Raw genomic sequence first — 21,646 nt, 5'->3', positions numbered from 1 at the left:
GCTTTGGTTGAGTAATGTTTGGATTTTTAATCTAAAGTATGTAATCGGGTATTCTCTTCCTCGGGGTTTGGCGTGTTTTTAGCGTTAGTGATGATATAGTGAATAAAGACCAAAAGAGCTGCTGCTATAGTGTAATATTTCATCAAATCCATTGTCATCATTAAGGCGTCTTCTCCTAAGCAGATCATGCTGTATCCAGGTGCTTGGCCTCTGTGAGCTTCCATGCATTCATTAAAAAATGTTTGATTGTATGCCATAGTTTTCATCCTTGTATGAATTTTTAATGAAAGTGCACATTAACGTGATTTGTAGTAAAAGAAAAGTAGTTGTAGATCGATAAGTTCAGTGATCACATTAAAACGTGGACTCCGGGTTGAATATTGTGCACCTATATACAAGGAATTAGAGTCAGATCGATCCTTTGTTTTTTAATATGAAACACTAAAGGAACGATCTGACCCAAGCTTTAATATGCCTCATAGGGTGAATTATTTTAACAATAACCAGCACTCTGTTATTAATTCTGTGTCAGCAACTTCATGATCAAAATTGTAATAACAAAAAATGCAGGGTAAATCCCCTAACTCCTCACCTGATGTTGGTAGCCAGTCACGGTATAATCCATACACAGTATCACTGATGTTATTACGGGAACCTTTGTGTACAGCTACTGCGTATCGACCAGCAGGTAATCGTTTTTCAATTAATTTTCCTTCAATGTTCAGTTGCTCAGGTACAGTAATGCCAAGATCAAAACGAAATTCTTCTGGCAGTGTCGTTTGAGGATCATCATATCCAAATCCAAAAGCCTCTCCTGCTTTAGGTTTTAGGCTCATAATTTGAGTTTTAGCCCAACTAATTAATTGATTAACACTGTCACCTACTTTTCGAGGATCTCCTTTATGTTCTAATACGGCTAAACGTCTTGCTTGTATATTCTTAATCGTTACATTCATGATCATGTTACCTTGTTTAGGCATACAATACGGAGGTTGTTCCCAGGCATGCCAGCTTGATTGAGCTCTAAACTCACTTGGGTTTAGATTGCACGCTTGTTTAAATGCTCGTGTAAACGATTCATGAGATTCGAACCCCGCATTGATTGCAATTTCAATAATGGACGTCTCTTTATTAACAATTAATTGGTGAGCCGCTCTTTTTAGACGCAGCCAACGAATATAGTGTTGCAAAGAAATTCCAGTAAAAGCCGTAAATAAGCGATGAAAATGATATTTTGAAAAGCATGCAATATCGCTTAGTTGATCTAATGAGAGTTTGTCGTCAAGATGCTTACCAATAAAATCGATTGCTTTTTTTAATTGACGATCATAATTCATACTGTTCTCACTCAAATTATCGTTTCATTTACTAAGGTTAAGGTTACTCTGATTCTAAACGGGATATTTGACCAATATTGCTAACATTAATTAAGAATAGAATTGATTAGCAGTTGCTACGCTTGCTTCAATTTTTAAGCCGGGGACGTATTTAAACCTTTATTTATTGGGGTATCCACGTTGTCCCATTTGTCCCGTGTATTTTTTATGTGTTTGTAAATTAATTGGTATTTTGTTTATGGGTGAACGTTTGATTTCCCCGTTTGCAAGCAAACGGGCTACTTGCTGAATAAGTATCGTTTAGCGATATGTATGGGGTGCATTTATTTTCTCATCGTCAAATTATCTTCATCATCTGACTCTGGTTCTGATTCATTATCCATGCTATCCAAATCATTATCATCATATTCTTCACTATTTTTTATATTGATAAGCGATTCTTTAGTTGGTCTTCTCGGTTCCATTTGGTTAGCAAATAAGCCTAATGAAACCACCGCAGTTACCGCACCTACTACAGTCAATGTAATAGATGCCGCTAAAATAACTGGAATTAGTGGAGGAAATGCTATGGATAAAATTCCCACAGCACAAGCAGCAATGCCTAAACCTGTGAACGCTGCTAATACCTGCAGTTTAAAATAGTTGTTATGTGAAAATTGAGCATCATAATCGATCTCGGCATTCCTTCTTGTTTCTTTTTGCAATGCATCAATCAGTTCAGGATTGGTGCATGATATTTTATGCAATTCATTGACCAGTTGCATTAATAAATTGATCTTATGCTCATAGCTTACGTCCACCAATTCTGCATTGTAAGCATCAAGAAGGTTGCGAATGTTGCCTGGGAGTGTTTTAAACACCGGATTGTTATTATTGAAATCAGCTAGATAGTTATTATCCAGCCCTTCAAGTGGCAAGGGATTAACCTTGGCATTTTTAATTAATTCTCGTGATTTCTGATTTAATTCCGAAAGGATTTGGTTGACCTTAATAAGGTAGTCATTGTATTTTTGTGAGTCAGTAACGCCATATCTCTCTAATTCATTTGATGAACAAAATGCGGTAATTCCACCTTGCTCTAAAAGAAATCTAGAGTATCCTGCGCAATTATGATATCGACTAAAAAATTTGTAATACACACCGTTATTGTCATTATGAATCAACGCGTTAGGATCATTAAAACGCCTCATTCCGATATCCATTCCACGAGCATTTAATCCAAAAAGGTTAAGATTATCTGTAAAATTTCTATTGCTGGGATCATCCATTAAAGAGTTGCCTAATGGTATGGTCCATTCCTTAATAGGCAACTTAACGAACATATTCACATCTTCATCGGCATCTTCAGAAGGATTTAGAGCTAAACCTTTTTCTTCCTTTAGCTTTTCAGCAAAATTTATAAGGATGTATTTTTTTTCAAGAGGGGTTTTATCTTCACTCAGCAACTTGACCAGGGGTTGTAAGTGACTATGTTGATTTGCATTGGTTAATGATTCATTTCTTCTTTCATCACCTGTTTTAAAATCGAATCCTGCTAATTTTAAACTCCTGAAGTTTTCATCCACTTCATTATCATCATATTCCTCGAGGTCTTCTAAATCCTCATCTTCATCAAATGCGTAATGATCTATCATCAGCTGATATAAAGATTTTAGCATTTCAACTTGGTCATCACGGATGTATTGAGCGCAATCCTCCCAAAAGTCTCGAATCAAGGAGGGCTTTTTTGCTCTTTTATTTTCAAAAAATGTATTAATTACATCTTTTACGGTTTCTGGAACAAGACTGCTAGTGCACGTATCTTTGGTACTGCTATTATGAGTAAAGCCTCGAAATTTCTCAGTCCTAATAGGATGATTATCTGCATCTACATCAGGTGTGAATACGCCATTATTGAGGCTGTATTGGTTTTTGCTGATCTTCAAAGCAATATGATTCATACTCCATATGTAAACTGTAACATAGTGTAAGTGATTCATTTCTCAATCCACATCGATATTTATTTATTTTTATTATAGTCTTTAGATATTAAAGTAATATTAAGATGCCTAAAGAGTAGTAAGAAAAAGAGCAGCAAGCGTAGGTCGGGCGCCTCGCCCGACATTTCATTTCTCACCCAATGCAGGTAAATGAGATTGCAGATCACATGCCCAATGAGGTTGAAGAAAGCCTTTCCGAATAAATTGATGAATGCTTGAATAAGGCCAATTTATTGGATGAATAACATGACCATGTTTAACAGGATTGTAATGAATATAATTGACATGATGTTCAAAATCTAATTCATCACGAATTAAATGCTCCCAAAAACGCTTTTGCCAAACTCCTCGTTCCCGCCGGTTTTTTTGTATTGGAGTAATGGTTTCCTTTTTTGGTAATTGTCTTGAGAAGATGCCTTTGATTAGATTCCAACGCAATGAACAGTTCGCACCATTCTCTGGTAAGGTCAAAATCATGTGAAGGTGATCAGGCAATATGACAATAGCATCAATTGTAAAAGGATAATGATGCTTTGCATGACGAAAAGCCAAGCGTAATGAATCAATATATTGAATCAGCAATTTACTTTTTCTATTGTGCAGATTAACAGTAAAGAAATAAGTGGCTCCAGGGATGGTAACTCTTCGATAGCGCATGTTGGATTGTTTATATATTCCGTTATGAACGTGTATATATCATTTTTGATTTTAGTGCACAAAAGGTAAAAGGAAATGTCGGGCGAAGCGCCCGACCTACGCTTGCTAGGTTTCTCTTAATTTTCAATCATGATTTATGAAAAAAAACAGAGAATAACTTGCCAACATTTTGGGATTAGTGGTATAGATTGAATTAAAATTCCAATAGTTGTTAATGTTAATAGCAATAACTCATATCCTCTTAGAGATATTTTCTTCTTCGTCAATAACAAATTTCCATTAACATAAAGGTTATTTTTCCTGTCATATTGAAGATGAATTTCTTCGCCGTCATCGCCTTCGTGTGTAAATATGGTTTTTAGTTTGTTTTTTTCTTCCACAATAAATCCTTTTGCAAACATGATGGACATTTCATACCATTGTTCTCAAGATATCAGTTATTAGGCAGCTCTTGCTAGGTTTCTCTTAATTTTTAATCATGATTTAATGTAGGTCGGGCGCCTCGCCCGACATTTCATTTCTCCCCAAATGTAAGCAAATGAGATTACAGATCACACGTCCAATGAGGTGGAAGAAAACCTTTTCGAATAAATTGATGAATGCTTGAATAAGGCCAATCTATTGGATGAATAACATGACCATGTTTAACAGGATTGTAATGAATATAATTGACATGATGTTCAAAATCTAATTCATCACGAATTAAATGCTCCCAAAAACGCTTTTGCCAAACTCCTCGTTCTCGCCTGTTTTTTTGTATTGGAGTAACGATTTCCTTTATTGGTAATTGTCTTGAGAAGATGCCTTTAATTAAATTCCAACGCAATGAAAAATTCGCATCATGTTCTGGCAAGGTCATAATCATGTGAAGGTGATCAGGCAATATGACAATAGCATCAATTGTAAAAGGATAATGATGCTTTGCATGACGAAAAGCCAAGCGTAATGAATCGATATATTGAATCAGCAATTTACTTTTTCTATTGAGCAGATTAACAGTAAAGAAATAAGTGGCTCCGGGGATAATAACTCTTCGATAGCGCATGTTGGATTGTTTATATATTCCGTTATGAAAGTGTATATAACAGTTTTGATTTTAGTGCACAAGTGGTAAAAGGAAATGTCGGGCGAAGCGCCCGACCTACGTTTGCTGAGATTTCATTTCTAGATTAAGGGCTTTCACTGGTCTACAATTAGTTAAATACCAGACAAGGAAGAATAATGAGAAATAATCATTTAGTGTTGTTTTTAAAAGAAATTATGGAAGATATTCAAGAGGTTATCAGAACAGAAGAGGAAATTGAACGTGAAAACTTAGTAAGAGATAAGTTATCGAATCCTGGTCCTATCGAAGATTATATGAAAAATTTAGAGTTATTACAGATTAAATTAAGTGCATTGAAAGAGGCTATTGATCGAATAAAACGCAATCTTAAATAAGTTACTATATGTCTATTCATCTTCAATATATGAAATAAATTGATTACCGAGGTGAGTAGTTCTTTTCTCTAAACTTCCCTGACCAGTCATTGTAGCTTGCAATAAGGTTTTATCGCCGCTCACAAATCCTTTAATGTATAAGTCAGTCCAAATATTATCTACTAAGTCTTTTGAACCCCTTAATTCAGGAAACGCCTTTTCCAAGGTTCCTCGAACACTTCCAATTCCTCCGATTCCTGGAAGACTATTCTTGTTATTTGCAAACCATTTTTGTGGGCTATTGAATAAAGTCAGGATTTTTATATGCCAAATAGTAAAAGTATCTATGCAATTGAGAAAAATTTGTTGTAATGAAAAATCAGGGGCATTATTTTGAGCAGAATGAATTATTGCATTTTTTAGCGCTCGCCTTTTCTCTTCTTGATGATGTTTGAGACCCATAGGGATAGATTGGAGTATGATATCCATAAACTCTTCATTATTTTGTAATTGTTCAATGTTAACGCCCTTCTCTTGAATTTTATTAATAGCATCAATTAGTTCTTGCTGCCATGCTTCAGAACGTTTTTGGTATGGCATTTTGATTAAATTGGAAAGTAGTTCTGTGGCTATAGCTCCTCCTGGCACAAAGGAATCAACTCCAGCTTTAATTAGCTTTGCAGTCTTATCTATTAGCCCTTCTTTAGGCGGCTCTTTAATCGTCATACTGATTCCTTGTAGTAAGCGGAAAAACAAATTTATTATAAATTATAGAATGTGGTAATCTAAATTTTAAAATCGGTACCAAAACTGGTACCAAGCTTCAGGAGGGAAAACTTGGAATTGGCCAAAACCTAGACTGGAATTGGCTCCCCGGGACGGGCTCGAACCGCCGACCTAATGATTAACAGTCATCCGCTCTACCGACTGAGCTACCGGGGAATAGAGGCGGAATCTTAAAACGATTCCGCTTGATGGTCAAGTATATTTTTAATAATTTTTATTATTCACTGCAAAAACGTTGTAAACGGTTTAATGCGTCTTTCAAGGTGTCAATTCCAGTGGCGAATGAGATGCGGATGCATCCTTCGGTTCCGAATGCGGATCCAGGTACCAGAGCGACGCCAACTTCGTTTAATAATTTTTCAGAAAATTCGATGTCGTTGGCATATCCGCGTTTCTCAATGATGGCCTGGACACTGGGGAAGATGTAAAAAGTGCCGTCAGCCGGGATTACATCGATGCCCTCAATGCTTTGTAATCGATCAGCGACATAGTCATGGCGTTGATGAAAAGCATTAACCATTTCATTCACACTGTCGTTACTGCCATTTAAAGCGGCAACTGCTGCTCTTTGAGCAATAGAACAGGGGTTGGACGTGGATTGGGATTGAACGGTTTTCATGGCATTGATTAATGGCGCAGGCCCCGCTGCATACCCGATGCGCCAGCCAGTCATGGCATAGGCTTTGGAAACCCCATTTAATACGATGGTTCTATCATACAACTCTGGGCAGGCATTCAAAATATTGGCAAATGGTTGGCTCCAGATGATGTGTTCGTACATATCGTCAGTCGCGATAAGAATATTGGGGTGTTTTTTCAATACAGTTCCCAACGCTTTTAATTCATCCAATGTATAGGCTATTCCTGATGGATTGGAAGGACTGTTCAGGAATATCATTTTGGTTTTAGGCGTAATGGCTTGTTCTAACTGTTGGGCAGTGATTTTATATCGTTGCTCCGGGGTGGTTTGAATAATGACCGGGACTGCTTCTGCCAACAGCACCATATCGGGGTATGAAACCCAGTACGGCGCGGGAATAATGACTTCGTCACCAGCATTGAGGTATGCCTGGCATAAATTATAACAACTTTGTTTTCCCCCAACGGAAACTAAAATTTGATTCAGCTGGTACTCCAGACCGTTGTCGCGCTGGAATTTGTTCTTGATCGCGTCTTTTAATTCAGGAATCCCATCTACCGCAGTATATTTGGTATAACCCGCTTCAATGGCTGCAATGGCGGCAAGTTTAATGTGTTGGGGCGTGTCAAAGTCTGGTTCACCTGTTCCAAGACCAATAATATCAAGACCTTGTGCTTTCATCTGAGCTGCTTTTGCAGCTACCGCCAGAGTAGGTGAGGGTTTTACTTTTTGTACACGCTTTGCCAATGCGATATCCATCTGTTACTCCTGTGAATTATCAGTGTCCTAGCATATAATATAGAATATGAAAGACTTATTTAAAATTTATTCAAATTACCAGCCAGCCGGAGATCAACCTACCGCAATTGCCTCGTTAATTGATGGCCTGGAATCAGGTTTGGCCAAACAAACACTTTTAGGCGTAACTGGTTCTGGTAAAACCTTTACTATAGCTCATGTTATTCAGGCCATGAGAAGGCCCGCTTTAATTATGGCGCCTAATAAAACCCTGGCGGCTCAACTCTATGGAGAGTTTAAAGCTTTTTTCCCTGATAATGCAGTAGAATACTTCGTGTCCTACTACGATTATTATCAACCAGAAGCTTATGTCCCTGCTTCCGATACCTTTATAGAAAAAGACTCATCCATCAATGAACACATTGAGCAGATGCGATTATCGGCAACCAAAGCGTTAATTGAGCGTAAGGATGCAATAATAGTTGCTACTGTTTCTGCAATCTATGGTTTGGGTGATCCCGATTCCTACTTGCGTATGGTATTACATCTTTCCCGTGGAGAACACTGTGGGCAGCGTAAAATTTTAAAACGTCTTGCTGAAATGCAATACACTCGAAGCACCTTAACCCTTGAGCGTGGTCAATTCAGAGTGCATGGTGATGTTGTTGATATTTTTCCTGCTGATTCAGAAAAAGATGCCATCAGAGTCGAATTGTTTGATGAAGAGATAGAAAATATTGCCAGTTTTGATCCGTTAACCGGTGAAATCCTGCAACGTTTGCCTCGAATCACTATTTTCCCTAAAACACATTACGTCACTCCGCGAGAGCGTATATTGGAAACAGTTGAGTTAGTCAAAGTTGAGTTGCAACATCGTCTTGCTGAATTCAATTCGCAAAACAAGCTGGTTGAAGCGCAACGTCTGGAGCAGCGAACCTGTTTTGATATTGAAATGATGCTGGAGCTGGGCTATTGCTCGGGTATAGAAAATTACTCTCGATATTTATCAGGCCGGCAACCGGGCGAAGCTCCACCAACCTTGTTTGATTATTTGCCGCCTGAGGCTTTATTGATAATCGATGAATCACATGTGACTGTTCCTCAAATTGGCGGGATGTATAAAGGCGACAGGTCACGCAAGGAAACCCTGGTCAATTATGGATTTCGTTTGCCTTCAGCATTGGATAATCGGCCTTTACGCTTTGAGGAATTTGAAGATCGATCGCCGCAAACCATTTATATTTCTGCAACACCAGGACCCTATGAACAGGAACACTCCGCTAATGTTGCCGAACAGGTTGTGCGTCCTACCGGATTGATTGATCCTGTGGTAGAAATCAGACCGGTACGAACTCAGGTCGATGACCTCATGTCTGAGATTCACCAGGTTATCAGGGAAGGGGGGCGAATTCTGGTGACTACGTTAACTAAACGGATGGCAGAAGATTTAACTGATTATTTGACGGAGCATGGAATTAAAGTGCGGTATTTGCATTCCGATGTAGATACAGTAGAGCGGGTTGAAATCATTCGCGATTTACGTTTGGGTGAGTTTGATGTTCTGGTTGGTATTAACTTGCTGCGTGAAGGTCTTGATATGCCGGAGGTTGCTTTGGTAGCAATTCTTGATGCAGATAAAGAAGGCTTTTTGCGCTCTGATCGTTCTTTAATTCAAACCATAGGTCGTGCCGCACGGAATGTAAAAGGCCGGGCAATTCTTTATGCCGATAAAATTACTGGATCCATGCAAAGAGCATTGGATGAGACAGACAGACGACGGGAAAAACAAAAAGCCTTTAATCTGGAACATGGTATTACTCCCATGGGCATTAATAAGTCTGTGGAGGATATTATGGAAGGTACCTATATAGGTAAACGAAAAACGGTTGTGGCTGAAAAAATACCTGAATACATGCATTGGTCAGAACAGGAATTGGTCAAGCAGATTAATATACTGGAAAAGAAAATGTATCTGCATGCAAAAAATATGGAGTTCGAACTGGCTGCAAAAGTAAGGGATGAATATCTGTTGTTGAAGGAACAGCTCATTAAGATATAACCCGACAGTCATCGATTTTGAACCCTGAGGTTCAAGTGGGGGGCGAATGAATCGGTTCAGGCTTCCCACTGCTATGGTGGTCTTGCACAACGCCGATTACAGGATGCTCCCCTGGCTATGAGTGTTGGTTCTAAAATCACTCGCCATCGGGTTAATTACATTATAGCATCGCCCTTTTATTAAAACATAGAAAAAATCATTAGTCTGATAAAAATAGTTCTACACTGAGTATTTTATGAGTGAATTACAGGTGAGTATCTGTATTAGCGTGGAAGTTTTTTATCCAATAAGGATTTAAATTCATTGGCATTGATTGGATGAGAAAAATAAATGCCTTGACCGGATAAACAGCCTAACTGTTTTAATTTATCTAAAGTCTCCTGATCAGCGATACCATCTGCTTTGGTTTTTAAGCCTAAAGTATTGGCTATTTTTATAATCGTCTCGACAATTTTGATTTTCTTGGGGTCATGGGTCATTTTAAATATATAGGATTTTTCAATTTTGACTTCATTTATAGGGTAATTGGTTAAATAAATGAATGAAGTGTCTCCACTGCAAAAATCTTCAATGGATAACTGAATTCCAATTGCAGCCAGTTTGCCAAGAACTTCTTTGGCTATAGTTTGTTCTGTTAAACAGGCTCTTTCAGTAAATTCCAGTATTAAAGAGGCAGGAGAAACTTTATATCGATGAAGCAATTCTTCAATGAGGCCGGGTAGCTCCTTATCGGAAGCATCTTTAACCGACAGATTAACGGATGCCGACAATTTGTAGCCTTCACTATGCCAATTGGCAATTTGTTGAATGACCCCTTTTAACATAAATTCGGTTAATTGTTGAATTAAACTCGTGCCTTCAACCAGAGGAATAAATTTCTCGGGACTTAATATACCGTATTCAGGGTGCTCGAATCGTACATGCGATTCCGCACCAATGATTTGGCCAGAAGCCAGATTGAAAATGGGTAAATATTGAATTTCCAGTTCATTATGTTCAATCGAACGTTTTAATTCATTAATCATGATTCGATTCTGGGTCAAATCATCCTGCATTTCTGGACTGTAGATGGCATAAGGCCTGCCGTCTTTTCGAGCATGATATACAGCAATACTGGCATGATTAATTAACGTTACTTCGTCCTGGCCGTGGAAGGGGTAAATCGCAATCCCCGCAGTTGTAGTAATGTTGATATTAAAACCATCAATACCGTAATTCGACGGTATTAAGTTCAGCATGCTTCCTAACAATTCATTGGCATTGAAATCCTTTTTGAGTCTGGGAAGTAAAAAAGCAAATTCATCGCTTTGTAAGCGTGCGACCAAATTAATTCCGATCGATACTTGCAACATATAGGGGTCGATTAACAGGTTTTTTAATTGATCAGCAAATTGTTTCAATACCGAGTTGGCATTAAATGTCCCAAAATTATAATTAATATTTTGGAAATCATTAATTTTTATTATTATGAGAGCCAATTGTCCTTGCGTACCTAATTGTTCCATTCCAAGTTTAATCTGTTCACTTAACATGCGGCTATTCGGTAAGCTGGTTAAATTGTCATGATTACTTTCATATCGGAGTTTTAACTCCAGATTACCACTGATATTTAAAAATTCTCTGGTCTGATCAACCAATAAAGTTTGCGCTCTGTTTACAAGACCTTCACAGAATGCTTGTCCCCAATACACAAACATGAAGGGCGTTAAATCTAATACCCAAATGGCCGGATTGGAACGTTGCGCTTCAATAAATCCAGCTAAACTCACATAGCCTGTCATTTGATAGGAAACGATCAGGCTGGCAATTAATATACTGCTTACAGCAATGGCCAAACCTAAAAAAGTATATCGGTTGACATGACTTTTCAGAATAATGGAGCTTGGTGTAAGGCTGTTTTTGATATTCATTTATTTTATTGGCTCTATATCAGTAAATCGTATCGCAGGCGGATCTTCGACTTCCTGATTTTTAATATAATTTGCGCGAAGATATAAATCACCTTGAGGTGGTGAAGCGAATCCTCCCCATAGGGTTTCAGTTTTTGCTTCATGCAATCCCTTTGTTTCAATTGTTACATTTAATGGACCTCCATGAGGAACGCCACAAGGTGCAAGCAAACAATCGTGGGGATGCATTTCTATCCAGTGGTTATCCAGAAATCCACGGGCTGAGCCAGCCCAAATAATGACGCACTCATCAGAAACGGGGTGAGTATGGGCAGCAAATAAATCGCCTGGTGAACAACGTGTTAAATGAAATCCGCATTGACGCGCTCCATGACCTGGCCATAAGACAAATCGCATTGGACTGCCATTGGCTGTGAATTCAGCGCCCATAAATACATTGAATAATGCTCCCTTACTCCTTACTTCGCTGGCCTTCATATTCCAGGCGCGCAGTTTCGGATGAGAGTCGTTAAAATGCATTTGATTTTCTGTAGACAAGGTACCCGGAATAATTTTATCTTTTGCTACTTCCGCCGCATCAAAATCAATTTTCCCCAACTCCTGAATATAAAATCCTGATTGTTCATACAGGCTTACTAAAGGGGGGGTAATAGAACTTACTAATACAAAATTTTCTTTATTCCTGGCTGGGTTTCGTACACCATGAAGAATATTTTCAGGAAAATACGCAATATCGCCTGCTTCAATTTCAACCCATTGATCATGAAGATAGACTTCGCCTGTTCCTTGCATACATAATAAGGCTTCTTCAGAGATCTGATAGCGATACATTGGGCTTTCTAAACCAGGAGCTAATGTTAAGACATGGATACTTTCTGTTTGAAAACCATTTCCAGGCCAAGCAATTAAACGGGTAGGTATGTTATGCAGAGTTATTTCTATTCCTTCATTGAGATTCCCAATCGCTCCTCCCCTCCGGATGTCCTCATGTGTGCGATTTTTAACTAAATAGTGTTCTCTAACGTCCATATATCGATTCCTTCGATGATGACTATCATGATCACCTGTTATGAGTCTGGAATAATTAGCACAACATAAAATGAGTATAGCATAGTTGTTGGTATGATGATGATCATATTGATTATTCTTAATCAATCAGTCTGAACGACATCTCTATGCTCTGTGGTTAAAACTTTTCCGGATTTGCCATTTCCCAAAATTCTTTAAAACTGTCCGGAATATTATCGCCAAGTAATTGACCTGGTGAAAGATATTCATAAAGTTCATTAAACGGTTTTACTTCGATGACGCTGATGCGTCTCATGATATGGTTTGGCCTTAAATCACTGGGATTGCTTAAGCCCAATGCACCAACCATTTCTAAAAAACTCTTGATTGTATTCTTGTGATAGTTGGCCACTTGATATTTTTTTTCGTCGACTACCAGACCATATTGCAATCGTTTATTTTGTGTTGCAACGCCAGTCGGGCAGGTGTTTGCATTACATTGTTTAGATTGCAGACATCCGGCGGCCATCATCATTGCTCTGGCGGAGTTACACATATCAGCCCCCAGGGCAATATTGGTAACCAAATCAAAGCCATTGGTTACTTTACCGCTGCAGATAATTCGAATTTTATCACGGACATTTATGCCTACAAGAGCATTATGCACAAATACCAAACCAGCTTCCAAAGGGGTGCCAATAAAATTAGTATATTCTACTGGTGCAGCGCCTGTTCCTCCTTCAGCCCCATCTACAGTAATAAAATCAGGAAATATGTGTGTTTTAAGCATGGCTTTGCAAATTGCGAGAAATTCATCTTTGCGGCCAATACATAATTTAAATCCAATAGGCTTACCTCCAGAAAGATCGCGTAATTTTTTGACAAATTCCAGCAACCCTATAGGAGTATCAAAGGTGGAATGAGCGATGGGCGATAATACATCTTTCCCCATCTTAACTTTTCGTACTGTGGCAATTTCCTGCGTTAATTTGGCTGCCGGTAATATCCCTCCATGAGAGGGTTTAGCTCCCTGTGACAGTTTGATTTCTATCATTTTAACTTCATTGCGATTGGCTTCTGTAATAAATTCACTATCATTAAAATTGCCATCCTCGTCACGACAACCAAAATACGCAGTTCCTATCTGAAAAATGATGTCGCCACCTTGTAAATGATAGGGACTTAATCCTCCTTCCCCAGTGTTATGAGCAAAACCACCAATCATAGCCCCTTTGTTCAGGGCCATAATGGCATTTGCAGATAAGGATCCAAAACTCATCGCTGAAATATTTAATCGAGATGCATTATAGGGTTTTTTACAATCCGGTCCGCCCACCATAATTCTGTCTTCAACTTCCGCTGCGTGCTTGGGTACCATTGAGTGCAGAGCCCAGGTATACCCTACGCTGGATATATCGCGTTCTGTTCCAAATGGAATGGTATCACGAGTATTTTTTGCTCGTTGGTAAACGAGTGAACGCATTTCTCTATTAAAAGGAAGTTCACTTTCATCGGTTGCTACGAAATATTGTTGAATCTCAGGTCGAATAAATTCAAGAAAAAATCGGACGTGACCTAATACGGGAAAATTACGCAAGATACTGTGTTTTTTTTGAAAAAGATCATAAATCCACAGCATGATTATAGGAATCAGGAAGCCGATAAACCATCTGATGTCATGAAACATTGCAAAGAGGGCCATTAAAGTGAGTAATACCACCCCAAATCCAATATACCATTGACGTCGCATTATGAATTCCTTTCAACAATTCCAATATGTTTATTATAGAATGACTTATAGTAAACTACATGATTAATCAGTTTGTGGCAGATTATCTGCTTCACCACCCACCGTCTTATTAATTTTATTTTCTAAAGAAGTGATAAATTGGGTCACTTTAAGTCGTTGTTGTTCTTGCTCCGTTTTGCACAGGATTAATTCGTGACCAATATCTAAAGCCGCAAGCAACAAATTATGAAAATTATCAAGATTTTTAAACTTGCTTTTATTAATCTGCATTTGATCATTAAGTTTTTCGGCTGCGAGCAATAAATTGGTTTCCTCACCTTCCGGGCATTTTATTTCATATGATTTATTTAATATTTTAACTTTACAGGATTTAATATTAGTCATTATTATGCCTTAGCAGTAGCACCGAGCTATTTAAATAGTAGCAATTTTGCTGGATTGCAGCAAATAGTGAGAATTCCTTAACCTCGCGATTAATGCAGGTGAACACTCACTGTAAATCGGTTATCATTAATCATTTTTTTGAAATGAGTGAATTATGTCTGTAGAAAATACCCACTTGCATTTACCTGAGTACACTGATTTTGCCGAATCCATTGCTGTATTGTCACTAAGTATTTCCGGAAGTGAATTGCATGGGATGATGTGTGGTTATCTCTGTGCTGGTGCAGACAGTCAGGGTGAGGCTTATTTACGCGCATTATTGAACAATAAAAAAGATGAAGAAAGCCGTAATGCTTTATTGGTTATGTTTTCTGTTTATACGATAAGCCAGCAACAGATTAATAACTTTGATTTTGAATTTGAGATGTTGCTTCCTGATGATAATGAGTCTTTAGTGGAACGAGCTCAGGCTTTTAGTGAGTGGTGCGAGGGCTTTACTCAAGGTTTGACTATGGCCGGAGTGGGGGCGGATCAATTTTATGAAGAGGAAGCCCAGGAAGCACTTCAGCACATTATTGAATTTGCCGAGCTGGATTGTGAGACTCTGGATGTTGATGAAGAGGATGAGAAAGCATTGATGGAAGTGAGTGAATATGCGCGATTAGCGGTCATTCGTTTGCATGGTGATTTAGTGATGAATGAAAGAGAACGAGGCGGTTCGGAAACAACCCATTAATATAAAAAGGATGTTTATATGCAGCATTTACTCAACGAATACGAAACCAGACGAAAAAAATTAGCCCAGCAATTAACCGAGGACAGCATCGCTATAATTTCAGCGTCGCATGAATTACTGCGTAATGGTGATGCGCACTATAGATTTCGACAGGATAGTGATTTTTACTATCTAACAGGTTTTAATGAGCCGGATGCAGTACTGGTGATCACCTCCGGTAAGTCAAGTCAAAGCATTTTGTTTAGTCGCCCACGAAACCCTTCCCAAGAGCAATGGACAGGAAAACGTCTGGGCCAGGATGGTGCTGTCAGCGAGTTAGGTATGGACTTTGCTTATCCTATAAGCAGCCTTGATGAAGAATTACCTAAGCTCATGAGCGGGAAGTCTGCGGTTTACTTTATTCTGGGCAGGGATTTGTCATTAGAACAACGATTAATGTTGATTCTTAATTCCATTAAATCTCAAGTCAGAAAAGGGATTAAAGCACCAGAGACTTTTTGTGATCTGGAACCTCTGATAAGTGAAATGCGTTTGTTCAAAAGCGAAGCGGAACTTGATTTAATGCGGCGGGCGGCCAGTATTTCAGTAAGCGCGCATAAACGTGCGATGCAGGTATGTAAAGATATGGAGCATGAATATCAGTTAGAAGCAGAACTGATTTATGAATTCAGTCGCCATGGATGCCGTAGTGTCGCCTACGATCCTATTGTTGGCGGTGGTGAAAATGCCTGTATTCTTCATTACACTGATAACAACAAGCCATTAAGACGCGGTGATCTGGTACTTATTGATGCTGGTGGTGAATACGGTAATTATGCAGCAGACATTACTCGGACCTTTCCTGTTAATGGTACATTTAGCCCAGAGCAAAAAAGTATTTATGAATTAGTACTTAAAGCTCAAAAAGCCGGTATTGCGGCCATTAAACCGGGGCTTCCCTGGAATTCGGTTCAACAAATTATGATCAGAATATTGACCGCTGGTTTAGCTGAATTAGGACTTTTACACGGAACAGTGGATGAGTTGATTGAAAAAGAAGCATATAAGCCCTTTTATATGCATAATTCAGGTCATTGGTTGGGTCTTGATGTTCATGATTCGGGTCGTTATAAAATCAATAATGAATGGCGGCCTCTTGAGCCTGGCATGGTTTTAACTGTAGAGCCTGGAATTTACATTAGTGCAGGAATGAATGGTGTAGACAAGCGTTGGTGGGATATTGGGGTTCGTATAGAGGACGACGTCGTAGTTACTCCTTCAGGACATGAAGTATTAACTGCAGCGTTGCCTGTTGATGTGGAAGAAATTGAGGCTTTGATGCGTGGCTGATAAACAGACTGATATTCTTATTGTTGGTGGTGGCTTGACTGGTGCTACCTTAATGCTTGCTTTGCGCGGTTTAGGGTATCGTACTTTATTGGTTGAATCGAAACCGTTTAGTGATAAGGTAAATCGTGATTTTGATGCACGGTCTATAGCCTTATCACCCGCCAGCAAGCGTGTATTAAGTATGCTTGGTGTGTGGGATATTCTTAAAGAATATGCAACGCCAATTACTATGATTCATGTATCCGATCAGTATCGCTTTGGGGTATCCCGATTACAGGGCGAAGAAGCTAATCCTTTAGGTTACGTAGTCGAAATTCCATATATTAATCTGGCATTGCATCAATTATTGGCCAAAAATCAGATATTGGCTCCTGCTACTGTAAATGGATTGGATCTCGCTAATAAGACGGCAACAGTATTGACGCAATCTGGCGAGATAAGTATTGAAGCACAATTGATTGTTGCAGCGGATGGCGCTGATTCTATAATCCGTAAATTATGTGCTTTAAAGGTACAGTCCAAAAGTTATGAACAGAATGCAATTGTTGCTAATATTGGTTTGATAAAACCTCATAATTTCAAGGCATATGAACGATTTACCGCTCATGGCCCTCTTGCTCTTCTACCCATGCAGACTAATAAAATGTCACTGGTTTGGGCTATGCCTCCAGAAAAAGCAAAAGAATTTATGGAGTTAAGTGATGGCTCTTTTATTAAAGAATTACAGCAGGCATTTGGTTATCGATTAGGACGATTTGTTCAAGTCGGGAAACGATTTACCTATCCTCTGAAGCAGGTGCTGATGCCCGAACAAACCAAATGGCCAGTTGTTTTTGTGGGTAATGCGGCTCATACGTTGCACCCTGTTGCCGGTCAGGGCTTTAATCTGGGAATCCGGGATGTAGCAACTCTCGCTCAATGTATCGCTAAAAACGGGTTGAATGCGGATATGTTGGATGAGTACCTTCAGTTAAGGCATCATGATCAACAGGTGATTACCCGCTGTACGGATGGATTGATTCAACTCTTCACCAGCCGTTTGCCAGGAGTTGGTCTGGCACGGAATATTGGTCTTATTGCCCTTGATAATATTCCAGCCCTAAAAAATGTACTTGCGCGCTATGCTCGTGGTTTTGGTGGTGTGATACCTGATTTGGTCTGTGAAATTGCCTTAAGTGAACAGGAGTTAAAATGAGCCAGAAATTTGATGTGCTTGTAGTAGGCGGCGGAATCGTCGGACTAACCGCAGCAATTGCCATGGCTCAGCGACATTACTCTGTTGCGGTGATTGATGCAGGACCATTAAAGGTAGATGTTTCGATCACGGACATACGTGTTTACGCGATTAACAAAGCGTCACAGTCTTTATTCCAGAAATTAGGGGTTTGGAATATTTTGGATACGGACCGGATCTCCCCATACAATCATATGCATGTCTGGGACGCTTCGAGTGGCGCGTACATTGATTTTGATTCACGTATCATTGCTGAACAAAATTTAGGTTCCATTATTGAAGAATCCATTTTAAAACAAGGTTTATTGCAACGGGCGTCAGTTGAATCGAACATCAGTTTATTTTCAAATTGTCCCGTCGATGACGTTTCGACTATTGAAAACGGGGTCAGGATTTGCAGTCAAAATATCGTCTGGGAAGGGAAACTATTGATGATTGCTGATGGAGCAAATTCGCCAACACGTAATAAATTAAACATTGAATTAACCAGTTGGTCTTATAATCAAAATGCTTTGGTTGCAACAGTGCAAACGGAAAAACCGCATTTAAAAACAGCGTATCAAGTGTTTAATCCGGATGGACCATTAGCCTTTTTACCTTTAGCTAATGCCCATCAATGCTCTATTGTATGGTCAACTAACCCTGTTCGAGCACAAAAATTGATGGCTCTTAGTGAAGATGCATTTAATACTGAAATTACCCGAGCTTTTGCAAAACAACTAGGTACAGTTGAGTTGGTTGGCGTTCGTCATCAATTTCCGTTACGAATGAGGCATGTGAAACAATACACGGGAAAACGGTGGTTACTTCTTGGCGATGCCGCTCATACCATTCACCCTTTGGCAGGATTAGGACTTAATTTGGGGTTGGCAGATGTAGCATCCTGGCTGAAGATCCTTGATCAAGGTCAGAATACATTACTCTCCAACAAAATAATGGGTGCCTACCAACGAGAACGAAAGCATGCTGTTTGGCAAACCATTATGTTAATGGAGGGCTTTAAACAATTATTTACTCAATCTTTTACACCGATCACCGCGTTGCGCGGATTGGGTTTGCGCATGTGCAATGAGATAAGTCCCATTAAGAGATTGTTTATTGAGCATGCAGCCGGATGAATGAATAGCCATAAACGGTACTTAGGTTCTATTTTCAGTAAAATTTTTAATAAAAAGAACACAGTGCTTAATTTTTAGTTAATAATTGCCAGTTATAATCACTTTGAAAACGAGAAGAAAAACAAATTCATCGTTATAAATCATCGTTATTATAAAGAGGCAACTTATGTATTCCGGAAAGTTTTTTTCTCATGTGAAACAGAGACTGAAAGTTAAAACTAATGAGTTAGGGAATACTCTCCAAAATCTAGGAAATCCTAAAGTAGGACATCCTTTAGTGAAATTGCAACAACCTAAGTTGTTATTCCGCGTAGACGGTCGAAGTCATGATGTATTGCATAAGCAGGGCGGATTATTGGCACGCACTACAGCCGATGAGCTTATGTCTTTGCGGTTTTCTGATGTTGAAAATTATCAAAAATATAATGACAATCCTTTTGGCTGGGGTGCTTGTGCTTCTCTGAGGCATTTGGAACAATTTATGGAAGCAAATAAAACGCACACAGCACAATCCTGGATTCATGTATTTTACGGACCTGCAACCTGTTTAGGCTTGTTGAAAGTCCATACGGGTATAGAACCTGATGGCCTGGATAAAGAACATGAGCAATTGGTTCTGGCAGATTTGACTTTGGATCAATGGCTGGCTTCTACTTGCCCAACTTTTCAGACTAAATTTTTAGATGGACGAATGGTTCCGAATGTGATGGTCGAGTTTAATAAAGATCTACCAAAATCAATGCGTAAAACTGACTTTGCTACAGAACGGAATATCCTGAATTGGCTGTTGGTTAATGGTAGTGAGGAGACATTCGCAGCGTTCTCCAAGCATCTTTATACCGGTTTATCAGCTGAGCGATTAGCTCATCGAGTCGATGGTGATGAAAAAATAATTGATGCCATCGGATATTTCTTAAACATGACTAAAGAAGGTTGTTCACTGTAACGTCCAATGTTCTTATGGTTATAGTGCTGAGTTAGTTGCATCTCAGCACTATAAATGTCCTTTCATCCAGCCTGCTGGCGTTTTCATCAATCCTGATTTAAAAAGAGATTTAGATACTCTATCCGTGTTGTGTGTTGCATTGGTCTGTCTGTGTATTATCTGTGGGAGTGTGTTAGTAGTTCAGGTAAGCCCGCTGTTTCAATTTCCGCATGGTAATCCCCCATTATTTTAACAGGAATATGATGCTGAATATTTAACAGCAATGGATTAGCATGGGGTACTTGATCAAAGCGTAAAGAGCTGTTGTTACCTATCATTGATTCAACGCTGCCATATCCCCATTCATTGCCAGTATATGCAAATGCATCAGAGGGATTCACGGCGCAGGGAAAATAGGCTTCCGTTTCTTCTTTAGAGAATTGTAATACATCTCTACCCGATTGGATTACCTCAATTGGATTATTAAAATCTTCAAATACTGAGTCAAACTGCAGTTGTTGCAATTCACTAAATGTTGGAAATTCAATTTTAGCAATCCAGGAATAGGTTTGATCATTCAGTAATTTTTTAAATGCTCGAAGAAAAGAAGGGTAGAGCATATGTTGTATTTCATAATTTCCATCAATTTTGGCAAAAAATCCCATACCAACAGCCGTTGCTTTTAATAAAGCGGGTTTGCCAGCCGCTTTTGCAGTCTCATTTACAGAGGTTAAAAGTAACGAGGTGTCTTCCAATAAATGACGAAAATAGGCTTCTGATTGAAAAATTACTGCATTCGATTGAGTAAATGATGGGTAATACGTTCCAGATGCTGTTCTGGCGAGGTAGGGCAATCCTGTTCTGATACGTATTAATGATTGATTTAAATCATAAATTCCTAATTCCTTTTGTGCTTCCGCATATTCAGTGGGCAGGTTCTTAAAAATCGAGTCAAATCTGGCAGTATCAACTTTGACATTTTGACGGTCAAGCATAAACAATCGATAATGGAGATAATTGTTTTCAAAGGCGGCGCCAGCGAGTGAGAAAAGGCCAACGTTGATGGGTTGAGGATAGAGTGTTATTGGGTTAATAAAAGGATAACCTCCAGTGGCAAAAACCAGGCTCTCTGAATAAACAAGCTTTTTTGCCGATGTGAGTCGTTCCAATGGGGATAATAATTCTGGATGACCCTCAGGAATGGTCGCAAAAAAATTAGGATTTTGCGGAAAGCTCATACCGTTTTGAAAATAACCAGATCGATCACCTGAAACATTGACTGCGGGTATTTTTGTTAAGGAATGTTGAACAGCCAAATCATCAGGGAAATAATTTTTATTGAAAAATACTTTAACGGTAGGCTGAGATATTTTTAAATGTTCACTGGAAATTTTATTTTTTAATCCGCTTTCCAACAGTTGCTGCTCAAACCATTTGCGTGGGTGAACTGGAGTGCGTATGGACTTGGAACGAAAAAAATAAGAAGTGATACCTTTTCCAAACATATCAATCTCTATAAATATTAGATGAGAGATTATATTACACTATGAGTCAATTTAAAACCAAATTGGATAAAAATTTTAAAACTAATTTGGCTTTGTTTACAAAAAAACCAATTTTTGCCATAATAAGCTACA

20 protein-coding genes, 1 tRNA gene and 1 other RNA gene are annotated in these 21,646 nt (G+C 38.8%); 7 read left to right on the top strand and 15 right to left on the bottom strand.

Features of this window, described 5'->3' with window-relative positions; genetic code table 11:
• Window positions 1–26 precede the first annotated feature (26 nt).
• From IZU94_RS16310 to IZU94_RS16285, 6 genes are all read right to left on the bottom strand, one after another.
• A complete protein-coding gene (locus tag IZU94_RS16310) occupies window positions 27–257 on the bottom strand; it encodes a hypothetical protein (protein WP_203113117.1) in 231 nt (76 codons plus the stop codon).
• A 231-nt stretch (window positions 258–488) separates the two neighbouring features.
• Window positions 489–1,337 carry an AraC family transcriptional regulator gene (locus IZU94_RS16305; RefSeq protein WP_203113113.1) on the bottom strand — a complete coding sequence of 283 codons (849 nt, stop codon included), beginning with the start codon at window positions 1,335–1,337 and terminating at the stop codon, window positions 489–491.
• A 323-nt stretch (window positions 1,338–1,660) separates the two neighbouring features.
• Window positions 1,661–3,316, bottom strand: coding sequence for a hypothetical protein (locus IZU94_RS16300; RefSeq protein WP_203113110.1), 1,656 nt, complete (start codon window positions 3,314–3,316; stop codon window positions 1,661–1,663).
• Window positions 3,317–3,442: 126 nt separating this feature from the next.
• Entirely contained in the window at window positions 3,443–3,973 is a 531-nt protein-coding gene (locus IZU94_RS16295; RefSeq protein ID WP_203113107.1) for an REP-associated tyrosine transposase, read from the bottom strand.
• 134 nt (window positions 3,974–4,107) lie between these two features.
• Entirely contained in the window at window positions 4,108–4,374 is a 267-nt protein-coding gene (locus IZU94_RS16290; protein ID WP_203113104.1) for a hypothetical protein, read from the bottom strand.
• A gap of 143 nt (window positions 4,375–4,517) precedes the next feature.
• Window positions 4,518–5,018: an REP-associated tyrosine transposase gene (locus IZU94_RS16285; protein WP_203113101.1), complete on the bottom strand. Its 501-nt coding sequence runs from the start codon at window positions 5,016–5,018 to the stop codon at window positions 4,518–4,520.
• A gap of 176 nt (window positions 5,019–5,194) precedes the next feature.
• Between IZU94_RS16285 and IZU94_RS16280 the strand changes: the two genes are divergently transcribed.
• On the top strand, window positions 5,195–5,413 hold the full coding sequence (locus IZU94_RS16280) for a hypothetical protein (RefSeq protein ID WP_203113098.1): 219 nt from the start codon (window positions 5,195–5,197) through the stop codon (window positions 5,411–5,413).
• 12 nt (window positions 5,414–5,425) lie between these two features.
• Here the strand turns inward: IZU94_RS16280 and IZU94_RS16275 are convergent, their stop codons facing one another.
• The 3 genes from IZU94_RS16275 to IZU94_RS16265 all read right to left on the bottom strand — a co-directional run bounded on the left by IZU94_RS16275 (window position 5,426) and on the right by IZU94_RS16265 (window position 7,577).
• Window positions 5,426–6,118, bottom strand: coding sequence for a hypothetical protein (locus IZU94_RS16275; protein ID WP_203113095.1), 693 nt, complete (start codon window positions 6,116–6,118; stop codon window positions 5,426–5,428).
• A gap of 140 nt (window positions 6,119–6,258) precedes the next feature.
• Window positions 6,259–6,334 (bottom strand) — tRNA-Asn (locus IZU94_RS16270).
• A gap of 61 nt (window positions 6,335–6,395) precedes the next feature.
• Window positions 6,396–7,577: a pyridoxal phosphate-dependent aminotransferase gene (locus IZU94_RS16265; protein ID WP_203113092.1), complete on the bottom strand. Its 1,182-nt coding sequence runs from the start codon at window positions 7,575–7,577 to the stop codon at window positions 6,396–6,398.
• Between the two features lie 46 nt (window positions 7,578–7,623).
• Between IZU94_RS16265 and uvrB the strand changes: the two genes are divergently transcribed.
• Window positions 7,624–9,615 (top strand): excinuclease ABC subunit UvrB, encoded by a 1,992-nt coding sequence (uvrB, locus tag IZU94_RS16260; protein WP_203113089.1) that lies wholly within the window; start codon window positions 7,624–7,626, stop codon window positions 9,613–9,615.
• Here uvrB and ssrS read toward each other — a convergent pair.
• The 5 genes from ssrS to IZU94_RS16240 all read right to left on the bottom strand — a co-directional run bounded on the left by ssrS (window position 9,610) and on the right by IZU94_RS16240 (window position 14,667).
• A non-coding RNA gene (ssrS, locus tag IZU94_RS18525) (6S RNA) lies at window positions 9,610–9,771 on the bottom strand. The genes uvrB and ssrS overlap by 6 nt on opposite strands.
• A gap of 107 nt (window positions 9,772–9,878) precedes the next feature.
• Window positions 9,879–11,525 carry a putative bifunctional diguanylate cyclase/phosphodiesterase gene (locus IZU94_RS16255; RefSeq protein ID WP_203113086.1) on the bottom strand — a complete coding sequence of 549 codons (1,647 nt, stop codon included), beginning with the start codon at window positions 11,523–11,525 and terminating at the stop codon, window positions 9,879–9,881.
• Entirely contained in the window at window positions 11,526–12,554 is a 1,029-nt protein-coding gene (locus IZU94_RS16250; protein ID WP_203113084.1) for a cupin domain-containing protein, read from the bottom strand. It lies immediately after the preceding gene.
• Window positions 12,555–12,711: 157 nt separating this feature from the next.
• On the bottom strand, window positions 12,712–14,283 hold the full coding sequence (locus IZU94_RS16245) for an FMN-binding glutamate synthase family protein (RefSeq protein ID WP_203113082.1): 1,572 nt from the start codon (window positions 14,281–14,283) through the stop codon (window positions 12,712–12,714).
• 63 nt (window positions 14,284–14,346) lie between these two features.
• A complete protein-coding gene (locus IZU94_RS16240) occupies window positions 14,347–14,667 on the bottom strand; it encodes a cell division protein ZapA (protein ID WP_203113080.1) in 321 nt (106 codons plus the stop codon).
• Window positions 14,668–14,821: 154 nt separating this feature from the next.
• On the opposite strand from IZU94_RS16240, the gene IZU94_RS16235 reads away from it, so the two are divergent.
• The 5 genes from IZU94_RS16235 to IZU94_RS16215 all read left to right on the top strand — a co-directional run bounded on the left by IZU94_RS16235 (window position 14,822) and on the right by IZU94_RS16215 (window position 20,030).
• Window positions 14,822–15,403, top strand: coding sequence for a UPF0149 family protein (locus tag IZU94_RS16235; RefSeq protein ID WP_203113078.1), 582 nt, complete (start codon window positions 14,822–14,824; stop codon window positions 15,401–15,403).
• Between the two features lie 18 nt (window positions 15,404–15,421).
• Window positions 15,422–16,732, top strand: coding sequence for a Xaa-Pro aminopeptidase (gene pepP / locus IZU94_RS16230; RefSeq protein ID WP_203113074.1), 1,311 nt, complete (start codon window positions 15,422–15,424; stop codon window positions 16,730–16,732).
• A complete protein-coding gene (gene ubiH / locus IZU94_RS16225; protein WP_203113070.1) occupies window positions 16,725–17,927 on the top strand; it encodes a 2-octaprenyl-6-methoxyphenyl hydroxylase in 1,203 nt (400 codons plus the stop codon). The genes pepP and ubiH overlap by 8 nt, the downstream gene beginning before the upstream one ends.
• Complete coding sequence (locus IZU94_RS16220) at window positions 17,924–19,084, top strand: FAD-dependent oxidoreductase (protein ID WP_203113067.1); 1,161 nt, start codon at window positions 17,924–17,926, stop codon at window positions 19,082–19,084. Before ubiH ends, IZU94_RS16220 begins: the two co-directional genes overlap by 4 nt.
• 193 nt (window positions 19,085–19,277) lie before the next feature.
• Window positions 19,278–20,030 carry a hypothetical protein gene (locus IZU94_RS16215; RefSeq protein WP_203113065.1) on the top strand — a complete coding sequence of 251 codons (753 nt, stop codon included), beginning with the start codon at window positions 19,278–19,280 and terminating at the stop codon, window positions 20,028–20,030.
• A gap of 155 nt (window positions 20,031–20,185) precedes the next feature.
• On the opposite strand, the gene IZU94_RS16210 is transcribed toward IZU94_RS16215, so the two are convergent.
• On the bottom strand, window positions 20,186–21,514 hold the full coding sequence (locus IZU94_RS16210; protein ID WP_203113062.1) for a type IV secretion protein Dot: 1,329 nt from the start codon (window positions 21,512–21,514) through the stop codon (window positions 20,186–20,188).
• Between the last annotated feature and the right edge of the window lie 132 nt (window positions 21,515–21,646).

The sequence above is a fragment of the Legionella bononiensis genome, from assembly GCF_016786215.1.
Taxonomy (GTDB): domain Bacteria; phylum Pseudomonadota; class Gammaproteobacteria; order Legionellales; family Legionellaceae; genus Legionella; species Legionella bononiensis.
This window is presented reverse-complemented; position numbering and strand designations above follow the sequence as displayed.